General features: G+C 71.1%; 21 protein-coding genes and 1 tRNA gene. 14 read left to right on the plus strand and 8 right to left on the minus strand.

All coding sequences use genetic code 11. The features are described from left to right. The first annotated feature begins 98 nt into the window (after positions 1 to 98). From BM342_RS08810 to BM342_RS08825, 4 genes are all read left to right on the plus strand, one after another. Complete coding sequence (locus BM342_RS08810; protein WP_255368632.1) at positions 99 to 1,154, plus strand: glycosyltransferase family 2 protein; 1,056 nt, start codon at positions 99 to 101, stop codon at positions 1,152 to 1,154. Positions 1,155 to 1,159: 5 nt separating this feature from the next. Then, the gene (locus BM342_RS08815; RefSeq protein ID WP_092965008.1) at positions 1,160 to 1,972 is read left to right on the plus strand and encodes a CDP-alcohol phosphatidyltransferase family protein; all 813 of its coding nucleotides are present in this window, start codon (positions 1,160 to 1,162) and stop codon (positions 1,970 to 1,972) included. Between the two features lie 52 nt (positions 1,973 to 2,024). Beyond that, on the plus strand, positions 2,025 to 2,870 hold the full coding sequence (locus tag BM342_RS08820; RefSeq protein WP_092966719.1) for a glycosyltransferase family 2 protein: 846 nt from the start codon (positions 2,025 to 2,027) through the stop codon (positions 2,868 to 2,870). 124 nt (positions 2,871 to 2,994) lie between these two features. After that, positions 2,995 to 4,287: a CDP-glycerol glycerophosphotransferase family protein gene (locus BM342_RS08825; RefSeq protein ID WP_092965009.1), complete on the plus strand. Its 1,293-nt coding sequence runs from the start codon at positions 2,995 to 2,997 to the stop codon at positions 4,285 to 4,287. 102 nt (positions 4,288 to 4,389) lie between these two features. Here the strand turns inward: BM342_RS08825 and BM342_RS08830 are convergent, their stop codons facing one another. The 3 genes from BM342_RS08830 to BM342_RS08840 all read right to left on the minus strand — a co-directional run bounded on the left by BM342_RS08830 (position 4,390) and on the right by BM342_RS08840 (position 7,033). Beyond that, positions 4,390 to 5,373 (minus strand): hypothetical protein, encoded by a 984-nt coding sequence (locus BM342_RS08830; protein WP_092965010.1) that lies wholly within the window; start codon positions 5,371 to 5,373, stop codon positions 4,390 to 4,392. A gap of 74 nt (positions 5,374 to 5,447) precedes the next feature. Next, positions 5,448 to 6,221 carry an ABC transporter ATP-binding protein gene (locus BM342_RS08835; protein WP_092965011.1) on the minus strand — a complete coding sequence of 258 codons (774 nt, stop codon included), beginning with the start codon at positions 6,219 to 6,221 and terminating at the stop codon, positions 5,448 to 5,450. After that, positions 6,221 to 7,033: an ABC transporter permease gene (locus tag BM342_RS08840; RefSeq protein WP_092965012.1), complete on the minus strand. Its 813-nt coding sequence runs from the start codon at positions 7,031 to 7,033 to the stop codon at positions 6,221 to 6,223. Before BM342_RS08840 ends, BM342_RS08835 begins: the two co-directional genes overlap by 1 nt. 76 nt (positions 7,034 to 7,109) lie before the next feature. On the opposite strand from BM342_RS08840, the gene BM342_RS08845 reads away from it, so the two are divergent. Next, positions 7,110 to 7,658 carry an ECF transporter S component gene (locus tag BM342_RS08845; protein WP_177232114.1) on the plus strand — a complete coding sequence of 183 codons (549 nt, stop codon included), beginning with the start codon at positions 7,110 to 7,112 and terminating at the stop codon, positions 7,656 to 7,658. A 154-nt stretch (positions 7,659 to 7,812) separates the two neighbouring features. On the opposite strand, the gene BM342_RS08850 is transcribed toward BM342_RS08845, so the two are convergent. Next, positions 7,813 to 8,505 (minus strand): phosphocholine cytidylyltransferase family protein, encoded by a 693-nt coding sequence (locus BM342_RS08850; protein ID WP_092965014.1) that lies wholly within the window; start codon positions 8,503 to 8,505, stop codon positions 7,813 to 7,815. A gap of 312 nt (positions 8,506 to 8,817) precedes the next feature. Here BM342_RS08850 and BM342_RS20270 point away from each other — a divergent pair, with 312 nt between their 5' ends. The 3 genes from BM342_RS20270 to BM342_RS08865 all read left to right on the plus strand — a co-directional run bounded on the left by BM342_RS20270 (position 8,818) and on the right by BM342_RS08865 (position 12,632). Further along, entirely contained in the window at positions 8,818 to 10,671 is a 1,854-nt protein-coding gene (locus BM342_RS20270; protein WP_369823121.1) for an ABC transporter ATP-binding protein, read from the plus strand. Then, positions 10,647 to 12,221 carry a hypothetical protein gene (locus BM342_RS08860; protein ID WP_255368633.1) on the plus strand — a complete coding sequence of 525 codons (1,575 nt, stop codon included), beginning with the start codon at positions 10,647 to 10,649 and terminating at the stop codon, positions 12,219 to 12,221. The genes BM342_RS20270 and BM342_RS08860 overlap by 25 nt, the downstream gene beginning before the upstream one ends. A 129-nt stretch (positions 12,222 to 12,350) precedes the next feature. After that, complete coding sequence (locus BM342_RS08865; RefSeq protein WP_092966725.1) at positions 12,351 to 12,632, plus strand: DUF3039 domain-containing protein; 282 nt, start codon at positions 12,351 to 12,353, stop codon at positions 12,630 to 12,632. A gap of 70 nt (positions 12,633 to 12,702) precedes the next feature. On the opposite strand, the gene BM342_RS08870 is transcribed toward BM342_RS08865, so the two are convergent. Then, positions 12,703 to 14,022 carry a nicotinate phosphoribosyltransferase gene (locus BM342_RS08870; RefSeq protein ID WP_092965015.1) on the minus strand — a complete coding sequence of 440 codons (1,320 nt, stop codon included), beginning with the start codon at positions 14,020 to 14,022 and terminating at the stop codon, positions 12,703 to 12,705. Between the two features lie 109 nt (positions 14,023 to 14,131). Between BM342_RS08870 and murI the strand changes: the two genes are divergently transcribed. Genes murI through BM342_RS08890 form a run of 4 tightly spaced genes read left to right on the plus strand, consistent with a single transcriptional unit; the run spans position 14,132 to position 17,367 of the window. Continuing rightward, positions 14,132 to 14,977, plus strand: a complete 846-nt coding sequence (gene murI, locus BM342_RS08875; RefSeq protein ID WP_092965016.1) for a glutamate racemase — start codon at positions 14,132 to 14,134, stop codon at positions 14,975 to 14,977. Then, positions 14,974 to 15,738, plus strand: coding sequence for a ribonuclease PH (rph, locus tag BM342_RS08880; protein WP_092965017.1), 765 nt, complete (start codon positions 14,974 to 14,976; stop codon positions 15,736 to 15,738). Before murI ends, rph begins: the two co-directional genes overlap by 4 nt. Beyond that, positions 15,735 to 16,373, plus strand: a complete 639-nt coding sequence (rdgB, locus tag BM342_RS08885; RefSeq protein WP_092965018.1) for an RdgB/HAM1 family non-canonical purine NTP pyrophosphatase — start codon at positions 15,735 to 15,737, stop codon at positions 16,371 to 16,373. The genes rph and rdgB overlap by 4 nt, the downstream gene beginning before the upstream one ends. Positions 16,374 to 16,431: 58 nt before the next feature. Then, complete coding sequence (locus BM342_RS08890) at positions 16,432 to 17,367, plus strand: cation diffusion facilitator family transporter (protein WP_092965019.1); 936 nt, start codon at positions 16,432 to 16,434, stop codon at positions 17,365 to 17,367. A gap of 97 nt (positions 17,368 to 17,464) precedes the next feature. On the opposite strand, the gene BM342_RS08895 is transcribed toward BM342_RS08890, so the two are convergent. After that, the gene (locus tag BM342_RS08895; RefSeq protein WP_092966727.1) at positions 17,465 to 18,223 is read right to left on the minus strand and encodes a DedA family protein; all 759 of its coding nucleotides are present in this window, start codon (positions 18,221 to 18,223) and stop codon (positions 17,465 to 17,467) included. 234 nt (positions 18,224 to 18,457) lie between these two features. Beyond that, positions 18,458 to 19,111 carry a biliverdin-producing heme oxygenase gene (locus tag BM342_RS08900; protein WP_092965020.1) on the minus strand — a complete coding sequence of 218 codons (654 nt, stop codon included), beginning with the start codon at positions 19,109 to 19,111 and terminating at the stop codon, positions 18,458 to 18,460. 93 nt (positions 19,112 to 19,204) lie between these two features. On the opposite strand from BM342_RS08900, the gene BM342_RS08905 reads away from it, so the two are divergent. Together BM342_RS08905 and BM342_RS08910 are read left to right on the plus strand one after the other, a co-directional pair. Then, positions 19,205 to 20,065: an LLM class flavin-dependent oxidoreductase gene (locus BM342_RS08905; RefSeq protein WP_092965021.1), complete on the plus strand. Its 861-nt coding sequence runs from the start codon at positions 19,205 to 19,207 to the stop codon at positions 20,063 to 20,065. 115 nt (positions 20,066 to 20,180) lie between these two features. Then, positions 20,181 to 20,537: a hypothetical protein gene (locus BM342_RS08910; protein ID WP_092965022.1), complete on the plus strand. Its 357-nt coding sequence runs from the start codon at positions 20,181 to 20,183 to the stop codon at positions 20,535 to 20,537. A gap of 41 nt (positions 20,538 to 20,578) precedes the next feature. Here BM342_RS08910 and BM342_RS08915 read toward each other — a convergent pair. Next, positions 20,579 to 20,660, minus strand: a tRNA-Leu gene (locus BM342_RS08915). Positions 20,661 to 20,819: the final 159 nt, after the last annotated feature.

The raw sequence follows: 20,819 nt of genomic DNA on the forward strand, positions 1-20,819 counted from the left end.
GGCCCGGCCCCGCTTCGGCGTCTTCCCCCGGGTGGCGCACCGGAGGTTCGCAGGGTGTCGGCTGCTAGGCTCGATCGACCCGATCACGAGTGAGGACCATGCCCGAGCAGTACCACCAGGCGACCCCGTCGCCGCTCGTCGGCGTCTCCTACGTCATGCCCGTGCTGAACGACGCGTCGCACGTGCGCCAGGCGGTCGAGTCGATCCTCGCGCAGGACTACGCGGGCCCGGTCGAGGTGCTCATCTCGCTCGGTCCCTCGATCGACGGCACGAGCGAGCTCGTGGCCGACCTCGCGGCCCGCGATGCGCGGGTGCGCGTGCTCGACAACGAGGTGGGCTCGACGCCGGCCGGCCTCAACCTCGGCATCCGGGCTGCGGTGCATCCCGTGGTCGTGCGCGTCGACTCGCACTCGATGCTGCCGGTCGACTACACCCGCATCGCGGTCGACGTGCTCGAGCAGACGGGTGCCGACAACGTCGGCGGCATCATGGACGCACAGGGTGAGACGGCGTTCCAGAAGGCCGTCGCCCTGGCCTACACGACCAAGGTGGGACTCGGCGGCTCGTCCTTCCACATCGGCGGCGAGGCGGGCCCGGCCGACACGGTGTACCTCGGCGTGTTCCGCCGCGAGGCGCTGCTGCGCGTCGGGCTCTTCGACGAGCGCATCAAGCGCGGGCAGGACTGGGAGCTCAACCGCCGCCTCCGCGCATCCGGTGGCGTCGTGTGGTTCACGCCCGAGCTCGCCGTCATCTACCGTCCGCGTGCGAACCTCGAACGCCTCGCCAGGCAGATGTTCTCGACGGGGCTCTGGCGGGGCGAGCTCGCACGCAGTTTCCCGGGTGCCAGCGGCATCCGGTACTTCATCCCGCCGCTCATGGTCGTCGGCGTGTTCCTGGGCCTCGCGCTCGGCATCGCGGGTCTCGTGCAGGCCGCACTGGGTGCGACGCCGTGGCTGCTGCTCGGATTCGTCGTCCCGGCGGTCTACCTCGTGTTCGTGGCGCTGGCGACCCTGGTCTACGCGCGCGGGCACGGCGTGCGCACGGCGCTCTGGTTTCTCGTAGTCTTGCCATGCATCCACGTCTTCTGGGGCGCCGGCTTCATTCCCGGATACCTCGCGTTGACGAGCAACATCGCACAGCACACGGGAAGGTGACACGGATGTCGCGAACCGACCCGAACACCGCGAAGCCCTCGAGCATCGCCGAACTCCGCGCCGTCGCGCAGCCGCCCGAGGTGCGCGGTCGACGCAACGCCGAGCACTGGACGGCGTCGCTGTACCTGCGCAACCTCTCGCCGTACCTCACCTGGCTGCTGCTGCGCACGCGCATCAGCGCCAACGCGGTCACCGGCATCATGATCCTCGTGGGCTGGTCGACGGCAGCGGCACTGCTGATCCCCGGCGTCTGGGGTGCGCTGCTCGCGGTCGTGCTCGGCCAGCTGCAGATGCTCGTCGACTGCTGCGACGGCGAGGTCGCGAGGTGGCGCCGCACGTCGTCGCCGGCGGGCGTGTTCCTCGACAAGGTCGGGCACTACTCGACCGAGGCGCTGATCCCGCTGGCGCTCGGCATCCGGGCCGCGGCCTATCCGCTCGAGTTCCCGGCGGACTTCCTGTTCACGACGCTCGGCGCGCTGCTCGCGCTCGTGATCGTGCTGAACAAGGCGCTCAACGACATGGTGCACGTGGCGCGCGCCAACGCCGGGCTCACGAGGCTCGCCGACACCCACGGCGAGACCGCGCCGCGCGGCGGCCTCGTCGCGAAGCTCCGCAAGGCCGCACGGTTCGTGCCGTTCCACCGTCTCTACCACTCGGTCGAACTCACGCTCATCGTCTTCGCGGCGTCGCTCGTCGGTCTCGTGTTCGGGCAGCCGCTCGTCGACCGCATCGTGCTCGTGGCGCTGGTGCCGCTCGCGATCCTCGCCGTCATCGGGCACTTCGTCGCGATCATGGCCTCGAACCGTGTCCGTTCCTGACGCTCCCGCGGCTGCGGCATCGCTGCCGCGCGTCGGCGTGGTCGTGCTCACCATGGGCAAGCGGCCCGACGACCTCGCACGCGGCATCCGCAGCGTGCTCGACCAGCAGGGCGTCGAGGTCGACGTCGTCTGCGTCGGCAACGGCTGGGACCCCGCGACATCCGAGCCGCCGCTGCCCGCGCGTGTGAAGACCCGGCACCTGCCCGAGAACCTCGGCATCCCCGCCGGCCGGAACGCCGGCGTGCCCGACGTCGGCGGCGAGACGCTCTTCTTCCTCGACGACGACGCGTTCCTGCCGAGCGACGTGTTCCTCCGAGACGGATGCCGCATGCTGGCCGCGCGACCCGAACTCGGGTTGATCCAGCCGCGCGTCGTCGACCCGACCGGGCTGACGTCGCCGCGTCGGTGGATCCCGCGCATCCGCAAGGGCGACCCGGCCGACTCCTCGCCCGTGTTCTCGTGCTGGGAGGGTGCGGTGCTCATGCCCCGCAGCGTGTTCGACGCGACCGGCGGCTGGGCCGATCCGTTCTTCTACGCGCACGAGGGCATCGAGCTCGCCTGGCGCGTCTGGGACACCGGGCACGTGGCCTGGTACGCGGGCGACCTCGAAGCCGCGCACCCGGTCATCGATCCCGCCCGGCACGCCTACTACTACCGGTTGAACGCGCGCAACCGCGTGTGGCTCGCCCGCCGTAACCTGCCGGCCGTGCTGGTGCCGCTCTACGTCGGCTCGTGGACCGGTATCCAGATGTTGCGCTGGGCGCGGCAGCCCGCGGCGCTCAAGGCCTGGTTCGGGGGCTGGCGCGCCGGCTGGCGCGAATCGCCCGGAGCGCGTCGGCCGATGCGCTGGCGCACGGTGTGGCGCATGACGCGTGCCGGGCGCCCGCCGATCGTCTGAACCTGCCCGATCCGGCGTCGGGCCGGGCGTGCGCCGGATAACGATCGGCTCTCGAAAGGCCCGTCACCGCCCGCGGACGGCCGTCCGAGGCATCTGCTCAGGGCGGCATCGCTACCCTTGGTGAGTGGGATTGAGAAGAGATGCGCGCCGCGCCGTCAAGCTGGCCAAAGAGATCATGTGGTCGCGACGGGCGCAGCGTGCTCTGGGCGAGAAGCTCCGAGAGCAGGCGCCGCTCGAACCGCACCGCTTCAAGATCGGCGTGTACTTCGCCGACGGCAAGGTCAACCTGTACCAGTTGCGCCAGTGGTACGCGCCCCTGGCCGAGCTCGCCGAGACGTACCCCGTGCTGCTGCTCAGCCGCGCGTCCGGCGCCGCCCTCACGCTGGTCGACGAGTCCCCGCTGCCGGTCGCGTACGTGCGCCGGGTCGCGGACCTCGAGCAGGTCGTGCACGAGCAGGACCTGCACGTGGTCTTCTACGTCAACCAGAACGCCAAGAACTTCCAGATGATGCGTTACGGGCGCCGCTGGCACGTGTTCATCAACCACGGCGAGTCTGACAAGATGTACATGACCACGAACCAGTTCAAGGCCTACGACTACGCGTTCATCGCGGGCGACGCCGCGCGCGCACGGCTCGACAAGGTGCTCTGGGACTACGACTTCGACAAGCGGGCGATCCCGATCGGGCGCCCGCAGGCCGACCACTACCTCGACGGCACCGAGCTGCCGTACACGCCCGATGAGCGCGAGGTCGTGCTCTACGCGCCGACCTGGGAGGGCGACCGCGACGCCGCCGCCTACGGGTCGATCGCGACCCACGGCGTCGAGCTCGTGCGCGGGCTGCTCGCGACGGGGCGCCACCGGGTCATCTATCGGCCGCACCCGCGTTCGGGCGTGGTCGACGAGGCGTACGGTGCCGCGAACCGGCAGATCATCCAGTCGCTCGCCGCGGCGAACGCGGCCGACCCGTCGGCTCGGCACGTCTACGACGACGGCCCGAGCCTCGGCTGGCAGCTCGCCGCGGCCGACGTCGCGATCGTCGACATCTCGGCGATGGTCTACGACCGGCTCGCGGCCGGAAAGCCCCTGCTCGTCACGCGTCCGGCGAACCCCGCGGCGCAGATCGACTCGAGCGGCTACCTGCAGGCGTGCGAGTGGCTCGCGGTGTCGGATGCGGCGCGTCTCGTCGCCCGCGTCGACGAGGTCGCGCACGATGCGGCGGCCCTCGAGCGTCTCGGGTTCTGGGTAGAGCGCTACTTCGGCGACACGACGCCCGGCGTCACGACCGCGCGCTTCCACGCAGCAGTCGAGCACCTCATGGCCGAGTGGGAGCGGTTCGCGGCCCTGCACGCCGCAGACGGCGAGATCGACGAACACGACGAGGACGACGACGACGACCTCGAGACGACGGCGTAGCCGTCCGGTCGGTGCCAGAGCGGCGCGGGTCCGGCGCGCCCGGGCGCACGGGGCCGACTGACGGGTCGCGGGCGCGCCCCTCGAACCGCGGGGCGCTCGGCGTCAGCGCTCGCCGGCCGCTTCGGGTTCGGGCTCCGGAACGGATGCCGCGGCATCCGTCGACTCGATGCGCCGTCGATCGCGTCTCACGGCGCGCGCGGCGACCTCTCGCAGGCCGCGGCTCGTCGAGACCGCGACCGCGCCGAACGCGGCCGCCGCACGCATGACTCCCGAGGCGGCCGCCTGCGCGAGCGCAGGGGAGTCGCCCGGTTCGAGTTCGAGCGGCAGCGCCGCGGGCGCCTGCCCGAACGCCAGCCTGGACTGCTGCAGCACCTTGCGGCCGAGCAGGTGGTTGCCGGTGCCGCCGATCGCCGCGCCGATGCCGAACGGGAGCGCCTTGCCGATGATGCCCGCCCCGCCCTTGACGGCGAAGTGCTTGATGAAGGTCGCGCGCAGCTGGTCGGCGACGGGCCCGACGAGTGCGCGGGGGAGGCCGTTCGTGATGAGCTCGCCCCAGTACGCGTCTCGTGCCACGCCGCGACCGCCCGCCTGTCCGGCGAACTGGCGCACGAGGTCGACGCCCTCGCGACCGAGCATCAGGGTCATGACGAGCGCGCGCGCCCTGGCCGGGTTCTCGACGGCGATGCCGTGCACCTCGGCGACGGACTGCGCGAACAGCGCCGTCGCCTCGAGGAACCCGGCGGTCTCGACGCCCGAGAGTGCCAGGGTGACGCCCGTGCCGATGCCCGGGATCACCGCGGTCGCGCCCACCGCCGCCCCACCGGTCGTGACGGCGGCGAGGTAGCGCCGCTCGAGCATCCGGATGAGCTCGTCGGGCGTGGCCTGCGGGGCACGGCGTCGGATGCTGCGGATGTGCGCGACCACGACGGGGCGCTGGATCGACAGCACGAGGTCGATGCCGCGATCGAGGCCAGAGGGCTGCGCCGGGACATCCGCTCGCCCCGAATCGCCGCCCGACGACTCGGCGTTGGGCTCGGAGGGCGCGGTCACGCCCATCGAGGTGATCTTGTGCACGCGTTCGGGCATGCGGCGATGATACGTGAGCGCGCTGGGGCGGAGCGGGGGGTTGCGCGGAGGCGCGGATCGTTCGCAGCTGCTGGTCAGGTCGTGCCGTGCTCGGCGTTGTACCGGTCGAGCACGGCGTCGATGGGACCGTCGAGCTGGAGCTTGCCGCCGTCGAGGTAGAGGCCGCGCGTGCAGAATCGTCGGAGGTCTCGCTCGTTGTGCGAGACGAAGAACATCGTCCGTCCGCCCGCGAGGAGCTCCTCGATGCGCTTGTAGCACTTCTCGCGGAACGCCTTGTCGCCCACGGCGAGCACCTCGTCGACGAGCAGGATCGGCTCCTCGAGCTGGGAGATGACGGCGAACGCGACGCGCACCTTCATGCCGCTCGACAGGTGCTTGTACGGCGTGTCGAGGAACGCACCGACTCCCGAGAACTCGACGACCTCGTCGAACTTCTCGTCGATCTGCCGGTTCGTCATGCCGTGCAGGCCCGCGGTCAGGTAGACGTTGTCGCGCACCGTGAGGTCGTCGACGAACCCGCCGGTGATCTCGATGAGCGGTGCGACGCCCCCCGTCACCTCGACCGTGCCCTCGTCGGCGATCATGACGCCGGCGACGAGCTTCAGCAGGGTCGACTTGCCCTGGCCGTTACGGCCGACCACGCCGATGGCCTCGCCCGGGCGCACCGCGATGGACACGTCGCGCAGCGCCCAGAACTCGTCGGGCCGGGTGCGTCGCCTACGGCCGGCGAGGAGGTCCTTGAACGAGCGCCGACCCCGGCGGTTGCGGCGGAACCGCACACCGAGGCCCTCGGCCCGGATCGCGAACGCCTCGCCCACGGGCAGTGCGGTGGCAGTGGCATCCGTCATCAGATCTCCTTCAGCACCTGGCGGACGCTGCCGCGGAACACGAGCAGCCCGATCGCGAGGAGCGCGCCCGACATGAGCGCCGCGATGACGACGTCGAACCAGTCGAGCTCCTGCGGGAAGAACGCCGAGCGGTAGATGCCGAAGATGCCCGAGAGCGGGTTGAACGCGGCCCACACGTGCAGTTGGCTCGGCAGGTCGGCGACGCCGTAGATGATCGGCGACGCGTAGAACAGGAACCGCAGGGCGAGCTTGACGGCGCGTTCGAGGTCGCGGAAGAACACCACGAGCGGTGCGACGATGAGCGCGACGCCCGCGGTCAGCACCGCCTGCAGCAGGATGCCGAGCGGGAAGAGCAGGAGGTTCCAGTTCACGGGCGCCTGGAAGATGATCGCGAACAGGGCGAGCACGGGCAGCGCGAGCAGGAACTCGATGCCCTTCGAGAGCACGATGCGGTTGACCCAGATCGTTCGCGGGATCATGGTGGAGCGCACCAGCTTCGCGTCCTTCAGGAACGCGCGCGTCGAGTCGGAGACCGCACCGTTGAACCACATCCACGGCAGCAGCGCCGACAGCAGGAACACGATGTACGGCTCGGTGCCCACACCCTTCTGGAAGACCTGGGTGAAGACGAACCAGTAGATGCCGGCCATCACGAGCGGGTCGAGCACCGACCACACGTACCCCAGGGCGGACGTCGAGTACCGGACCTTGAGATCGCGCGTGGTGAGCAGCCAGAGCGAATGGCGGTAGCGGGACCACCGCGTGCGCTGCAGCGGGTGGGCGTCGCCGTAGGCGACCGAGGTGGTGCTCATCACGATCTCATCGTAGATGGCGAGCGACGGTAGATTTGGAGCGGCGCCTCCTGCGGCGCCTTCTGAGAGGAGCGTCGTGCGGCGTACAACCACCCGGGTCCTGCTGAGCTGTGCGGCGATCGGCGTCGGAGGCGGGCTCGTCGCAGGCGCGTCCGGCTACCTCGCCGCGGCGTTCGCGGCGTTCGGTCCGCTGTTCTACGGCATCACCGTCGGCGCCCACTTCCTGCCGAGCATCGTCGCGCTCGCGCTGCTCAAGCGCCCGGGCACCGCCGTGCTCGCCGGGGTCATCGCGGGTCTGGTCGGCGCGGTGTTCGCGCCCTGGTGGATCGGCCGCTTCGTCGGAACGGGGCTGCTCGTCGGCGCGCTCATCGAACTGCCGTTCCTCATCACGCGCTACCGGCGCTGGAGCCCCTGGATGTTCTACGTCTCCGCGGTGTTCTCGGGCATCGTGCTCGCGATCGGCGTGTTCATCGGCCTCGGTGCCGAGCACTACACGGTCTGGGCGTGGGCGATCGCGCTGCCGCTCTGGGTGCTGAGCCCCGTGGCCTTCACGTGGGTCGGCCGGCTCATCGCGGCCAGGCTCGCGCGCGCCGGCGTCGCGCAGTCGGTGGGCGACGCACCCTGACCCTCGACGACCGAGCGCGTCCCGCAGGGACTCGGCCCGGTCTGCGCCACCAAAAGCCCCGGTCTGCGCCACGAACAGCGAAGAGCGGATGCCGCGTGGCATCCGCTCTTCACTGCTGTGTCGAACTGCGGGGTCGGCCGTGGCCGACGCGCGATCACACGAAGTGGTTGGCTCGCTCGAGGTCTTCGGCGAAGTCGATCTCGACCGCGTAGAGGTCGGTGATGTCCATCGGCTCGACGAGGAGGCCGTTCTTCTCGATCGCGAGCTCGAGGCCGCGCTCGAAGTAGTCCTGGTCGCCGACGCGGCGCAGGTGCGCGAGGAAGGTGGCCTTGTCGCGGCTCGAGATGTAGTTGATGCCCACGGCCTCGCCGAGCCCGCCCTTGACGGTCTTCGAGAGCTCCTTGACGTAGCCCTCGGCGCTGATCGTGTACTTCACCTCTTCGTCGGACACCTTGGCGTGGTTGACCGTGACGAACGACTGGTCGCGCGCGATGTACGGCAGGGCGCGGTCGAGGATGCTCGGGTCGAAGACGACGTCGCCGTTCATCCAGAGCACGCCGCCGGGCTGGGATGCCGCGAGCGCACGCATGAGCGACTTCGACGTGTTCGTCTGGTCGTACTCCTCGTTGTAGACGAAGGACGCCTGCGGGAACGCCTCGATGATGTGCTCGAGCTTGTAGCCGACCACGATCGTGACGTCGGTGCCTGCGCCGAACGCGTGCTCGATGTTGTCGAACTGCTGGCGCATGATCGTGCGACCGTCGCTGAGTTCGGTGAGCGGCTTGGGGAGGGATCGCCCGAGCCGGCTCCCCATGCCGGCCGCGAGAATCACGATCTGGGTGGTCATGCTGTTCTCCTTCGGAAGGATCGGATGCCGCGCCTCGAGGCCGAGAATTTACGCGCAGTTCATCCGGAAGATCTGTTGAAGACACACCGTTATGCCGTGACCAGCGTAGCGGGACGAGGTCACGGATGCCTGAATGATCTCACGCTTCGTAGCGCGATCGTGATCGAGCGCACAGGAGATGCACAGAGACGCCGCGCGTCGTCAGAGGGCGAACGTGAGCGCCGGAGGCCCCGGTGTTGATACCTTGGCTGGGTGACTTCCGTTTCGCGCTCAGAACATGACGACGAGGCTCCCGAAGGCACGGGCACGGGGGTGTCTGCCACCAGGGGGGCGGCATCAGCGCGCTCGGGCACGGGCGGCGCCTCGAAGCCCGCGTCATCGCCGGCGGCGAAGCGCGCTCCGGCCAGACGTGCGCCAACCGCGGCCGCCGATGCATCGGCCGAGACGAAGGGGGCCGCCGCGAAGTCGACGGCCTCCGACACGAGCGCCGCGAAGCGCGCTCCGGCCAGGCCCGCGACGGCGAAGACCACCGTCGCGAAGGGTTCTGCGGCGAAGGGCGCCGCCGCGAAGAGCGCTTCGGCGAAGAGCGCTTCGGCGAAGAGCGCCGCGGCGAAGTCGTCCGCCTCGAAGTCCGCGGAACCGCCTACCGACGATTCCGCAGCCCAGACGGGCTCCAAGCGCACGGCCGCGTCGCGCGCCGCCTCAGCCGGCGCCGCCTCCGCCCGCACCGATGCGGCGAAGACGGCGCGATCCGCGCGCACTGCGGCCAAGACCGAGGCCCCCACGGCTCGCACCCGCGCGGCGTCCGCGGCGGCGAAGGAGCGTCAGACGCAGCGCGTCGCCGCCGCACTGACGACCGAGACCACGGCAGCCGAGCGAACCTCGCGCAAGAGCGCATCGCTCGAGACGCCGCCGAACGTCGTTCCCGAACCCGACGCCGTCGTGCTGCCCGTCGTCGAGTCGACGGACGTCGAGACGCCCGCCGCCGACGAGAACGCCTCGGGTGCGGTCATCACCGCCGCGGCGGTCGCCGCCGCACAGGCGGAGGCGGCGCGTGCTCGGGCGGCGGTCGAGACGGACGTCGCGGTCGACGAGATCGCCGTCGAGACCTCGGCGCCGACCGATGACGCCGCAGCAGCTGAGCCCGTCACGGTCGACGACACCGCCGAGTCGGAGCCCGCAGATGCCGCACAGCTCGCAGATGCCGCACAGCCTGCCGAGGTCGATGCCGCCGATTCCGCCGCCGCCGAACCCGAGGTGCTCGCCGCTCCTGCGGCCGAACCCGAGGTCCTCGAGGCCGCCGCAGCGACTGCGGTCGCCGTCATCGCGGCGCCGACGACGGCCCGCAACGCGCCGCGCAAGAAGCGCACCCTCCGCGTCGCCAGGGCCGCGCCCTCGGCCGACGCGCCGCGCGCGCTCCTGATCGACGGCCTCGTCAAGCAGTTCGGCGGCAACACGGCGGTCGACCACATCTCGCTCGAGGTCAGGGCCGGTTCGTTCTACGGCATCGTCGGGCCGAACGGTGCCGGCAAGACCACGACGCTCTCGATGGTCACCGGGCTGCTCCGCCCGGACGCGGGCACCGTGCGCATCCACGACATCGACGTCTGGGCCGACCCGGTGGCGGCCAAGCGGGCGACCGGCGTGCTTCCAGACCGGCTGCGCCTGTTCGACCGGCTCACCGGCGGCCAGCTCCTCGCGTACTCCGGATCGCTCCGCGGCCTCGACAGCCGCACGGTCCGCGAGCGCAGCGCCGACCTGATCGCGGCCTTCGGACTCGACGACGCGGTGGACCGCCTCGTCGCCGACTACTCGGCGGGCATGACGAAGAAGGTCGCGCTCGCGTGCGCGATGATCCATGCGCCGCGCCTGCTGGTGCTCGACGAGCCGTTCGAGTCCGTCGACCCCGTGTCCGCGGCGAACCTCACCGACATCCTCGAGCGCTACGTCGCGGGCGGCGGCACCGTCGTGCTCTCCAGCCACGGCATGGACCTGATCGAGCGCGTCTGCGACTCGGCGGCGATCATCGTGGGCGGGCGCGTGCTCGCATCCGGAACCCTCGACGAGGTCCGCCAGGGCGAGACGCTCGAGGATCGGTTCGTCGAGCTCGCCGGCGGGCGCAAGGCAGCGGAGGGCATGGAGTGGTTGCACAGTTTCTCCGACTGAAGCTCCGGCTGCTCGGGAACATCTTCCAGCGCAGCGCGTGGCAGGTCGTCGGCGTCTCGCTGGGCATCGTGTACGGCGTCGCGATGTCGGCGCTGCTGTTCAGCGTGCTGGTCGGCCTCAGGCTCGTCGAAGACGTCACCCTCGTGCGCGACGGCCTCATCGTCGCCGGAAGCCTGACCATGCTCGGCTTCGTGGTGTTCCCGTTGCTGTTCGGCAGCGAGGACACCATGGACCCGCGGCGCTTCGCACTGTTCGGCATCCCCGATCGCTCGCTCGCACTGGGCCTCGCGCTGGCCGCGACCGTGGGCATCCCGGCGATCGTGCTCGGAATCGCGCTGCTCGGCACGGTCGTCACCTGGTCGCGCGGGGTCGGTGAAGTGGTCTTCGCGCTGATCGGCGCCGCCCTCGCGTTCGCGACCTGCCTCCTGATCGGGCGGGTCGCGACCTCGGTCGCGTCGCTCGTGCTCGCAACCCGGCGGGCGAAGGAGATCGGGGGAGTGCTGGGCATCGTCCTGATCGTGGTGCTGTCGCCCGTGATCGTGGTGCTCGTGACGCTCGACTGGCAGACCGAGGGCCTGCTGCTGCTCGAAGCGGTCGCCGGCGTGCTCGGGTGGACCCCGCTCGGCGCCGCGTTCGCCGTTCCGGGCGACGCGGCCGCCGGTCTCTGGTGGATCGCGATCCTGAAGCTCCTCATCGCGGCGGCGAGCCTGGCCGTGCTCTGGCTCGGGTGGCGCGCGCTCGTCGCCCACATGCTGGTCACGCCCGGGCGCGAGGCATCCGCACGGAACTACCGTGGCCTCGGCTGGTTCGACCGGATGCCGGGCACCGCCGCCGGTGCGATCGCGGCGCGCAGCATCACCTACTGGGGTCGCGACGCCCGCTACTGGGTGTCGATCGTCATGCTGCCGCTCGTGCCCCTGCTCGTGCTCGTGCCGCTGACGCTCGCCGGATTCCCGCTCACGGTGACCGCGCTCATCCCGGTTCCCCTGCTCTGCCTGCTGCTCGGCTGGACCCTGCACAACGACACCGCGTACGACAGCACCGCCATTTGGCTGCACGTCGCGTCCGGCGTGCGCGGATGGGCCGATCGGCTCGGGCGCCTCGTTCCCGTGCTCGTCGGCGGCGTGCTCGTGATCGGCGTGGGCGCCGCGCTCACGATGATCGCGATCGACGACGACACCGTGCTGCCCTCGCTGATCGGCGTGAGCACGGCGCTGCTCTTCGGCGGGCTCGGCGTCGGGTCGATCGCGTCGGCGCGGTTCCCCTATCCGGCTGTGAAGCCCGGCGACTCGCCGTTCCAGCAGCCGCAGTCCACCGGGGCGATCTCGGCGCTCGTGCAGTCGATCACGATGATCGGCTCGCTGCTCGTGGCGACTCCGGCCGTGTACTTCGCGTACCGGGGGCTCACGGGCGACGCGACGTGGCACGCCTACTCGTTCATCGCCGGTACGGCGGCGGGCGTGCTCGTGCTCGTGCTCGGCATCTTCGCCGGCGGTCGCGTGTTCGACCGACGCGGTCCCGAGATCCTGGGCGCAGCGCTCCGCGCCTGAGTCCGCATGCCTTCGCGGCGACTCGGACGGTTCGCGCGCGAGGCGTAGGACGGTTCGCCGCGCGCACGGCCGCGTTCCACGGGCTCGGACCGACGGGCATCCGCTGGCCGTAGAATCGAACCCATGATCATGCCCGTGAACGCCAGCATCGCCGACCCCGACGCCCCCGGCGGCACGACCTCGGTGCTCGACCGCGAGCTCGAGAAGCTCCTGCAAGAGGAGGCCATCGAGCCGGGCGATCACGAGCGCTTCTCGCACTACGTCAAGAAGGACAAGATCCTCGAGTCGGCCATGACCGGCAAGCCCGTGAAGGCGTTGTGCGGCAAGAAGTGGACCCCCGGGCGCGACCCCGAGAAGTTCCCGGTCTGCCCGACGTGCAAGGAGATCTACGAGAAGATGAAGAAGGGCTGATCGCCCCGCTCCATCACTCCGGCATGCGCGACACCTCCGGCGCCGGCGACGGCGACGACGCCGCCGCCGCTCAGCGGTAGGTCGTCGGGATCGCGGCGTCGCCGCGTCCGAGCCGGAACGCCTCGATCGGCAGTTCCTGCATGACCTCGGCGCGGTGCGCGCGGGCGGCCGCGGTGCCCTCGGACCCGAGGTATGCGGCATCCGCCACGCCGCCGGTCATGAGGGGCACCATGAGCGGGCGCAGGCGCGTGCCCTCCTCGAACTCGGCTTCGCCGCCCGGTCCGTCGCCGACGAAGACGAGCTCCTCGCGCGCCGTGCGCGTCGAGTCGAGGCGCCGCGCCGCGTTCTTGCGCCCGCCGACGCTCGCCTTCGAGGCCGAGGCCTTCGCGACCGAGACCCACTCGCCGGCGTCGTCGCGGCGCGCGACGAGCTTGAAGACCATGCCCGCGGCGGGGGACCCGGAGCCGGTCACGACCGAGGTGCCGACGCCGTACGCGTCGACCGGTGCGCCCGAGAGCCCGGCGATCGTGAATTCGTCGAGGTCGCTCGTGACGGTGATCCGCGTGTCGACCGCGCCGAGCTCGTCGAGCTGGTCGCGGACGCCCGCGACGACCGTCGGCAGGTCGCCCGAGTCGATGCGCACCGCCCCGAGGCCCGTGCCGGCGACCCGCACGGCGGTCTCGACGCCCTGCCGGATGTCGTACGTGTCGACCAGCAGGGTCGTGTTCGGTCCGAAGGCCTCGACCTGGGCGCGGAACGCCTGCTCCTCGGAATCGTGCAGCAGCGTGAACGCATGCGCGGCGGTGCCCATGGTCGGGATGCCCCAGGTGCGTCCGGCCTCGAGGTTCGAGGTCGCGTCGAATCCGGCGATGTAGGCCGCCCGTGCAGCCGCGACGGCCGAACGCTCGCCCGTGCGTCGCGACCCCATCTCGGCGATGGGGCGACCGAGCGCGACCGACACCATGCGCGCCGCCGCGCTCGAGACCGAGGAGTCGAAGTTCAGCGTCGAGAGCACGACGGTCTCGAGCATGACGGCCTCGGCGAACGACGCCTGGATGGTCAGCAGCGGGGATCCGGGGAAGTACACCTCGCCCTCGCGGTAGCCCCACACGTCGCCCCGGAAGCGGTAGTCGGCGAGCCAGTCGAGCGTCTCGGAGCGCACGACGCGATTGGCGCGCAGCCACTCGAGTTCGGCCTCGTCGAACCGGAACTCCGCGATGAGCTCGAGCAGGCGCCCGGTGCCGGCGACGACGCCGTAGCGTCGCCCGTCGGGCAGGCGGCGCGCGAACGCCTCGAAGAGGCTCTCCCGATGCGCGGTGCCGTTCTGCAACGCGGCATCCACCATGGTGAGCTCGTATCGGTCGGTGAGCAGCGCTGAAGACCCGGTCACCCGATCAGCCTAGCGACGGATGCCGCATCGCAGTGCCGCGATGCCGCGATGCCGCGACCCGGCGAACGGCGGCCGCCCGCCCCCGCCGACTCGCCTAAGCTGGTCTGTCGTGACGGATGCACCGATCGGGATCTTCGACTCCGGCGTGGGCGGGCTCACGGTGGCCCGAGCCGTGAAGGAGCAGCTGCCGAACGAGTCGATCCTCTACATCGGCGATCTCGAGCACTCGCCCTACGGGCCGAAGAAGATCGCCGACGTGCGCGGCTACGCGCTCGCGGTGCTCGACGACCTCGTCGCGCAGGGCGTGAAGATGCTCGTGATCGCCTGCAACACGGCTTCCGCCGCGATGCTGCGCGACGCGCGCGAGCGCTACGACGTGCCAGTGGTCGAGGTGATCCAGCCGGCCGTGCGCCGTGCGGTCGCGACCACGCGCAACGGTCGGGTCGGCGTCATCGGCACGGCGGGCACGATCTCGTCGCGGGCCTACGACGACGCGTTCGCCGCCGCTCCGCACCTCGACCTGCACACGGTCGCCTGCCCGCGCTTCGTCGAGTTCGTCGAGGCGGGCGTCACGAGCGGCGACGAGCTCCTCGAGGTGGCCGAGCGATACCTCGCGCCGTTGCGCGCGGCCGACGTCGACACGCTCGTGCTCGGGTGCACGCACTACCCGTTCCTCAAGGGCGCCATCTCGTACGTCATGGGCGAGGGCGTGTCGCTCGTGTCGAGCGACGTCGAGACGGCGAACGACGTCTACCGCGTGCTGGTCTCGAACGGCATGGAGCGGCGCGCCGCCATGCCGCCCACCTACCGATACGAGGCGACGGGCGGCTCGACGAGCGCGTTCCTCGACCTCGCGCACCGCCTCATCGCGCCCGAGATCCCGAGCGTCGAGCTCGTGCAGACCGGTGCCGTGACCATTCCAGACCACGTCAGACTTCGACAGGAGAACGCATGACCGAGGCATCCGAGAACCAGATCCTGCGCGCCGACGGGCGCACCCCCGACCAGCTCCGCGAGGTGCGGATCGAACGCGGCTGGAGCGAGCACGCCGAGGGCAGCGCGCTCATCTCGTTCGGCCGCACCAAGGTGCTCTGCACGGCGAGCTTCACGAACGGCGTCCCGCGCTGGATGTCGGGCAGCGGCAAGGGCTGGGTCACGGCCGAGTACGCGATGCTGCCCCGCGCCACGAACACGCGCAACGACCGCGAGGCCGTCAAGGGCCGCATCGGCGGCCGCACCCACGAGATCAGCCGCCTCATCGGCCGCAGCCTGCGTGCGGTCGTCGACATGAAGGGCCTCGGCGAGAACACGATCCAGATCGACTGCGACGTGCTGCAGGCCGACGGCGGCACGCGCACGGCCGCGATCACGGGCGCCTACGTCGCCATGGCCGACGCGATCGAGTGGGCCCGCGGCAAGAAGTTCATCGGCCAGAAGGCGCAGCCGCTCATCGACTCGGTCGCGGCGATCTCGGTCGGCATCGTCGCCGGCACGCCCATGCTCGACCTGGCCTACACCGAGGACTCGCGCGCCGAGACCGACATGAACGTCGTCGCGACGGGGCGCGGCCTCTTCGTCGAGGTGCAGGGCACGGCCGAGGGGGCGCCGTTCGATCGTCGCGAGCTCGACGCGCTCCTCGACCTCGCGCTGAGCGGCACCGCGTCGCTCACCGAGATCCAGAAGGCCGTGCTCGCCGAGGCGCGGGCGAACGCGTGAACCTCGAGATCGTCCTCGCGACCCACAACGCGCACAAGGTCGCCGAGTTCCAGCGCATCATCGGCGAGCGGATGCCGCACGCCACCGTCGTGTCCTACGACGGCCCCGAGCCGGTCGAAGACGGCACCAGCTTCGCCGCGAACGCCCTCATCAAGGCGCGTGCGGCGGCGGCGCACACCGGACGCATCGCGCTGGCCGACGACTCCGGCATCGTGGTCGACGTGCTGGGCGAAGCCCCCGGCATCCTCTCGGCGCGCTGGGCCGGGCACCGGGCCGGAGACGAGGCGAACCGGCTGCTGCTGCTCGACCAGCTCTCCGACTTCGCGCGCCCGAACCGTGGGGCCGAGTTCCGGTGCACGATCGCGCTCGTCGTGCCCGAGGGCCTGCTCGACGACGCGACCGAGTTCGTCGCCGAGGGCCGCTGGCGGGGCACGCTCGCGTACGAGCCGCGTGGTTCGCACGGCTTCGGCTACGACCCGATCTTCGAGCCCGACGGCCTCGAGGTCACCGCGGCCGAGCTCACGCCCGAGCAGAAGAACGCGCAGAGCCACCGGGCGCTCGCATTCGTCGAGCTGCTGCCCGAGCTCGAGCGCGTGGCGGCGCGGGTCGCGGCACGGGCCGGCGCCGGGGCCTGAGAACGCGACTCATTCCCATCACCGGCGGCGCGTCGATTCGCCGCCTACCCTTGAGGTGATGGCTCACTCACACGATCATTCGCACGGCCACGCCCACGGGGCGGCGAATCGCACCAGGCTCTGGATCGCGATCGCCATCATCGGCGTGTTCCTCGTGGTGCAGGTCGTGGGCTCGGCGCTCACCGGTTCGCTCGCCCTGCTCGCCGACGCCGGGCACATGTCGAGCGACCTGATCGGACTCGTGGTGGCGCTCGTCGCGGCCACGGTCGCGGCACGCCCGGCGACCGACCGGCAGACGTACGGCTACCGCCGGGCAGAGGTGCTCGGCGCGCTCGTGAACGGCGTGATCCTCGTGGTCGTCGCGGTGACGGTCGCGATCGGCGCGGTGTCCCGCCTGGTCGAGGGCGCCTCGGGCGAGGCGCACGAGGTCGCGGGCGGCGGCATGCTGATCGTGGGCGCCGCCGGTCTCGTCGCGAACATCGCCGCGATGCTCGTGCTGCGCGGCGGCGCGAAGGACTCCATCAACCTGCGGGGCGCCTACCTCGAGGTGCTGGGCGACCTCATCGGCTCCGTGCTCGTGATGATCGCCGCGCTCGTGATCGTGTTCACGGGCTTCGACGCGGCCGACCCGATCGCCTCGATCGGCATCGCCGTGCTCATCGTGCCGCGCGCCGTCTCGCTGCTGCGCGACGTCATGCACGTGCTCTTCGAGTCGGCCCCGGCAGACACGGATGTCGCCGAGATCCGCGAGCACATCCTGCGCACGCCGGGCGTGGTCGCCGTGCACGACGTGCACGTGTGGCAGATCACGTCGGGTCAGCCGGTCTTCTCGGCGCACGTCGAGGTCGAGCCCGAGGTCTTCGCCTCGGGTCGGACGGGGGCGTTGCTCGACGAGCTCGGCGGATGCCTCACCGCGCACTTCGACGTCGAGCACTCGACGTTCCAGCTCGAGCCCGCGGGCCGCGCGGGCCAGGAGCAGGGCTCGCACCGCTGAGTCGCGGCGCGGCGCCTCGAACCGTCGCGGTGACCCGCGCGGCGCCTCGCGCGGCATCCGGAGCCGGAGCCGCGAGCGCGGGCAGCCCGGCCGGAGGTCAGCGCTGGTCTTCGGGGCCCCGCTCGAAGACCTCGGGGTCGAGCACGAGCGCCTCGGCCTCGTGCTCGTCGGTGATGACGTCCTCACCCGCGCGCTCGGCCTTCCTGGCCTTCGAGCGCTCGCGCAGGTAGTGCCAGAGCGTGATGATCGCGGTGCCGCCGACGGCCGCGAGCAGGATGAGGTCGATGTACGACTTCACGAAGTCGGCGACAGGCGGGATGAACCCGATCGCGTAGCCGAACATCGTCAGTCCGAAGCCCCACAGCACTGCGCCGATGAGGTTGTAGATCGTGTACTTGCCCTTGTGCATGTGGCCGACGCCGGCGGCGATGGGCGTGAAGGTTCGCACGATGGGAACGAAGCGGGCGAGGATCACGGCGAGGGCGCCGAAGCGGTCGAAGAACGCGTTCGTGCGTTCGACGTTCTTGACGCTGAAGAGCCCGGATTCCTTGCGTTCGAAGATCGACGGGCCGGCCTTGTGGCCGATGTAGTACCCGACCTCTCCGCCGACGAACGCCGCGAGCCCGATGAGCAGCGAGACCCACCACACCGAGATGCCGAAGACGCCGTGCTCCGAGCCGGGCAGCGGGTGCGAGAGCAGGCCCGAGATCACGAGGAGCGTGTCGCCCGGCAGCAGGAACCCGACGAGCAGACCGGTCTCGGCGAAGATGATGCCGCACACGACGAGCAGGGCCCACGGGCCGGCTCCGCCGATGATGGTCTCGGGGTCGAGCCACGGGATGAGTGCGGTGTGGATCACGAAGGGGGCTCCTGTCGGCGTCGAGACGCGGCCGTGCAGCGGCTCGGTGCGGCGTGGTGTCGTTGCAGTCTAGCGATCCGAGGTGGCTGCCGACTGGGGGAGAACCCCGAAATCATCCTCTGGGGTGAGTCGTCTCGAACCAGGGGGTGAGACACCATCGGCGCCGCGGCATCCGATCGGGTCGAACGGATGCCGCGGCGCCGGCGGGTGCGCTGGGTGCAGGTTGCTCGACTACGCTCCGAGCGCCTCGAAGATCGCGCCGTTCAGGCGGAACGAGGCCTTCGCCTCCTCGATGAGCACGTCGACCTGGCCGGGCTGCAGTGCGAGCGCGTTCATCGCCTCGCGATAGCGGCGCTTGTAGCGCACGGGGCCCTCGGCGCCGAGGTCGAAGTCGTAGAAGCTCAGCTGCTCGGGCGTCGCGCCGTAGTGGCGGCCGACGAGGGCGGCGATGGCCTGGCCGCCCGAGAGGTCGCCGAGGTAGCGCGTGTAGTGGTGCGCGAGGTAGCGCACGTCGTCGTCGGAGACGGCCCGCAGGTGTGCGGCGTACGCGGCGGTCGCGGGCAGGGCGGGGTGGGTCTCGCGCCAGTCGGCCGCGCCGAGGGCTGCGAGGTCGGACTCGATCGCCGCGAGGCGCGCGAGCTTGGGGTCGAAGACCTCGCCGTCGCCCTCGCGGCTGCCGCGCTCCTCGAGCGCCTCGTAGACCCATGCGAACTGCGCGAGGTAGCGCGTGTAGTCGTCGAGCGAGAGTTCGCCGCCCATGAGACGCGTGATGAATCCGCGGGTCTCGGCGTTGCGGTGGTCGTCGGCGGTGGCGGCGCGCACGAGCGCGGCGACGTCGAGCGGCTCGGTGGCGGCCGCGGCCTCGGCAGGGGGAGCGATGGTCATCGGAACGCGTCCTTCGTACGGGATTCAGGTAAGGCTCACCTTACATGGTTCGCATTGCGGGCGGATGTCGGTGGCCGGCGCTAGCTTCGGTGCATGCGGTACGGCTTCATCTACACCGGCGACGATCCCGAGCTCGCGGTCGAGTTGGCCGCGCTGTCCGAGGCGAAGGGCTGGCACGGGTTCTTCGTGTGGGAGGGCATCTGGGCGACCGATCCGTGGTCGACGCTCGCCGCTGCGGCTGTGAAGACCTCGACGATCCGGCTGGGCACCATGCTCACGCCGGTTCCGCGGCGGCGCCCGTGGGAGCTCGCGAGTCAGACCATGACCGTCGACCGGCTCTCGAGGGGGCGCGTGATCCTCTCGGCCGGGCTCGGCGTGCCCGAGCAGGTCGAGCCGCGCTTCTGGCTGTTCGAGTCCGACCCGGGTCGACGCGAGCGCGCCGACCTGCTCGACGAGTCGCTCGGGCTGCTCGAGCGATTCTGGCGGGGCGAGCCGTTCGAGCACGACGGAGCGCACTACTCCGTTGCACGCGCCGAGACCATGCTCCCGCCGGCCGCGGTCCAGCAGCCCCGCATCCCGATCTGGGTCGTCGGCGTGTGGCCCGCCCCGAAGTCGATGCGCCGCGTCGCGCACTACGACGGGTGGCTGCCGAACTTCGCGCCGCCGGGCGCCGAGGTCGCGCCCGGATCGCCCGGCTTCACCCCCGAGGTGGCCGCAGAGGCGATCGAGTGGCTTCAGCGCGAGCGCGAGCGGCTCGGCCTCGCCGATCGCCCCTTCGACGTCGTGCAAGAGGGTGCGACGCCGGGCGTCGACCCGGTGGCCGACGCCGCGGTCGTGCGGCCTTGGGCCGAATCGGGGGCGACGTGGTGGCTCGAGGCCGACTGGAACGTGCCCGCCGAGGGCGTCGAGGCCTACGCCAGGGCGCGCATCGCGGCAGGGCCGCCGCAGATCTGAATCACCCGACGCTGAATCACGCGGCCAGACTCCGCCTGCATCGGCCCGCCGACTTGGGGCGTCGCATCCGACGATGCCTCTCGACGGTACGCCCGCGCGCGCGTACGGTCGAACCATGACGAACATCACCGAGAGACTGGCGGAGTCGGTGCCCTCGTGGGGCGCGAAGGTGGCCTTCGGCGAGAAGACGACGCTGAACGGCCAGGAGTTGATCCCGGTCGCACTCGTCGCCTTCGGCTTCGGCGCGGGCCAGGGGTCTGGCGACTCGCCCGAGGGCGGCTCAGTGCCTGCGGGCCACGGCGAGGGAAGCGGCGGCGGGGGCGGCGGCTACTCGGTGCCCATCGGCGCCTACGTCGGCGGACCGAACGGCCTGCGCTTCCAGCCGAACCCGATCACGCTGCTGGTCGTGGCCACGCCGTTCGTGTCGGCGCTCGGATGGGCCGTCTCGCGGATCATCAACGCGGCACGCTGACGCGCGGGCGGCGGCGTCCTTCGTTGTCGTCGTCGTCGTCGTGCGGAAGGAGGGACTTGAACCCTCACGCCCGAAGGCACAGGAACCTAAATCCTGCGTGTCTGCCGATTTCACCACTCCCGCGAGTGCCCGTTCAGTCTAGGCGCGCGCTGTGCAACGGGTGCGCAGGGCGTGTGCCGACTCGCGTCCGGCGCGCGCGGTCGATCGGCGAGCGCTCGGGCGTCGGGTTCACCGAGACGCCGTGACGCGGCATCCGCTCGCCCTGCGATCAGGTGAGCGGAT

The organism is Agromyces sp. CF514 (genome assembly GCF_900113185.1).
GTDB lineage: Bacteria > Actinomycetota > Actinomycetes > Actinomycetales > Microbacteriaceae > Agromyces.

Excerpts from the sequence above, each read along its gene's own strand:
- BM342_RS08810 (WP_255368632.1), top strand. The coding sequence starts at position 99 with ATGCCCGAGCAGTACCACCAGGCGACCCCGTCGCCGCTCGTCGGCGTC.
- BM342_RS08815 (WP_092965008.1), top strand. The coding sequence starts at position 1,160 with ATGTCGCGAACCGACCCGAACACCGCGAAGCCCTCGAGCATCGCCGAA.
- BM342_RS08820 (WP_092966719.1), top strand. The coding sequence starts at position 2,025 with ATGGGCAAGCGGCCCGACGACCTCGCACGCGGCATCCGCAGCGTGCTC.
- BM342_RS08830 (WP_092965010.1), bottom strand. The coding sequence starts at position 5,373 with ATGCCCGAACGCGTGCACAAGATCACCTCGATGGGCGTGACCGCGCCC.
- BM342_RS08835 (WP_092965011.1), bottom strand. The coding sequence starts at position 6,221 with ATGACGGATGCCACTGCCACCGCACTGCCCGTGGGCGAGGCGTTCGCG.
- BM342_RS08840 (WP_092965012.1), bottom strand. The coding sequence starts at position 7,033 with ATGAGCACCACCTCGGTCGCCTACGGCGACGCCCACCCGCTGCAGCGC.
- BM342_RS08850 (WP_092965014.1), bottom strand. The coding sequence starts at position 8,505 with ATGACCACCCAGATCGTGATTCTCGCGGCCGGCATGGGGAGCCGGCTC.
- BM342_RS08865 (WP_092966725.1), top strand. The coding sequence starts at position 12,351 with ATGCCCGTGAACGCCAGCATCGCCGACCCCGACGCCCCCGGCGGCACG.
- rph (WP_092965017.1), top strand. The coding sequence starts at position 14,974 with ATGACCGAGGCATCCGAGAACCAGATCCTGCGCGCCGACGGGCGCACC.
- BM342_RS08890 (WP_092965019.1), top strand. The coding sequence starts at position 16,432 with ATGGCTCACTCACACGATCATTCGCACGGCCACGCCCACGGGGCGGCG.
- BM342_RS08900 (WP_092965020.1), bottom strand. The coding sequence starts at position 19,111 with ATGACCATCGCTCCCCCTGCCGAGGCCGCGGCCGCCACCGAGCCGCTC.
- BM342_RS08905 (WP_092965021.1), top strand. The coding sequence starts at position 19,205 with ATGCGGTACGGCTTCATCTACACCGGCGACGATCCCGAGCTCGCGGTC.
- BM342_RS08910 (WP_092965022.1), top strand. The coding sequence starts at position 20,181 with ATGACGAACATCACCGAGAGACTGGCGGAGTCGGTGCCCTCGTGGGGC.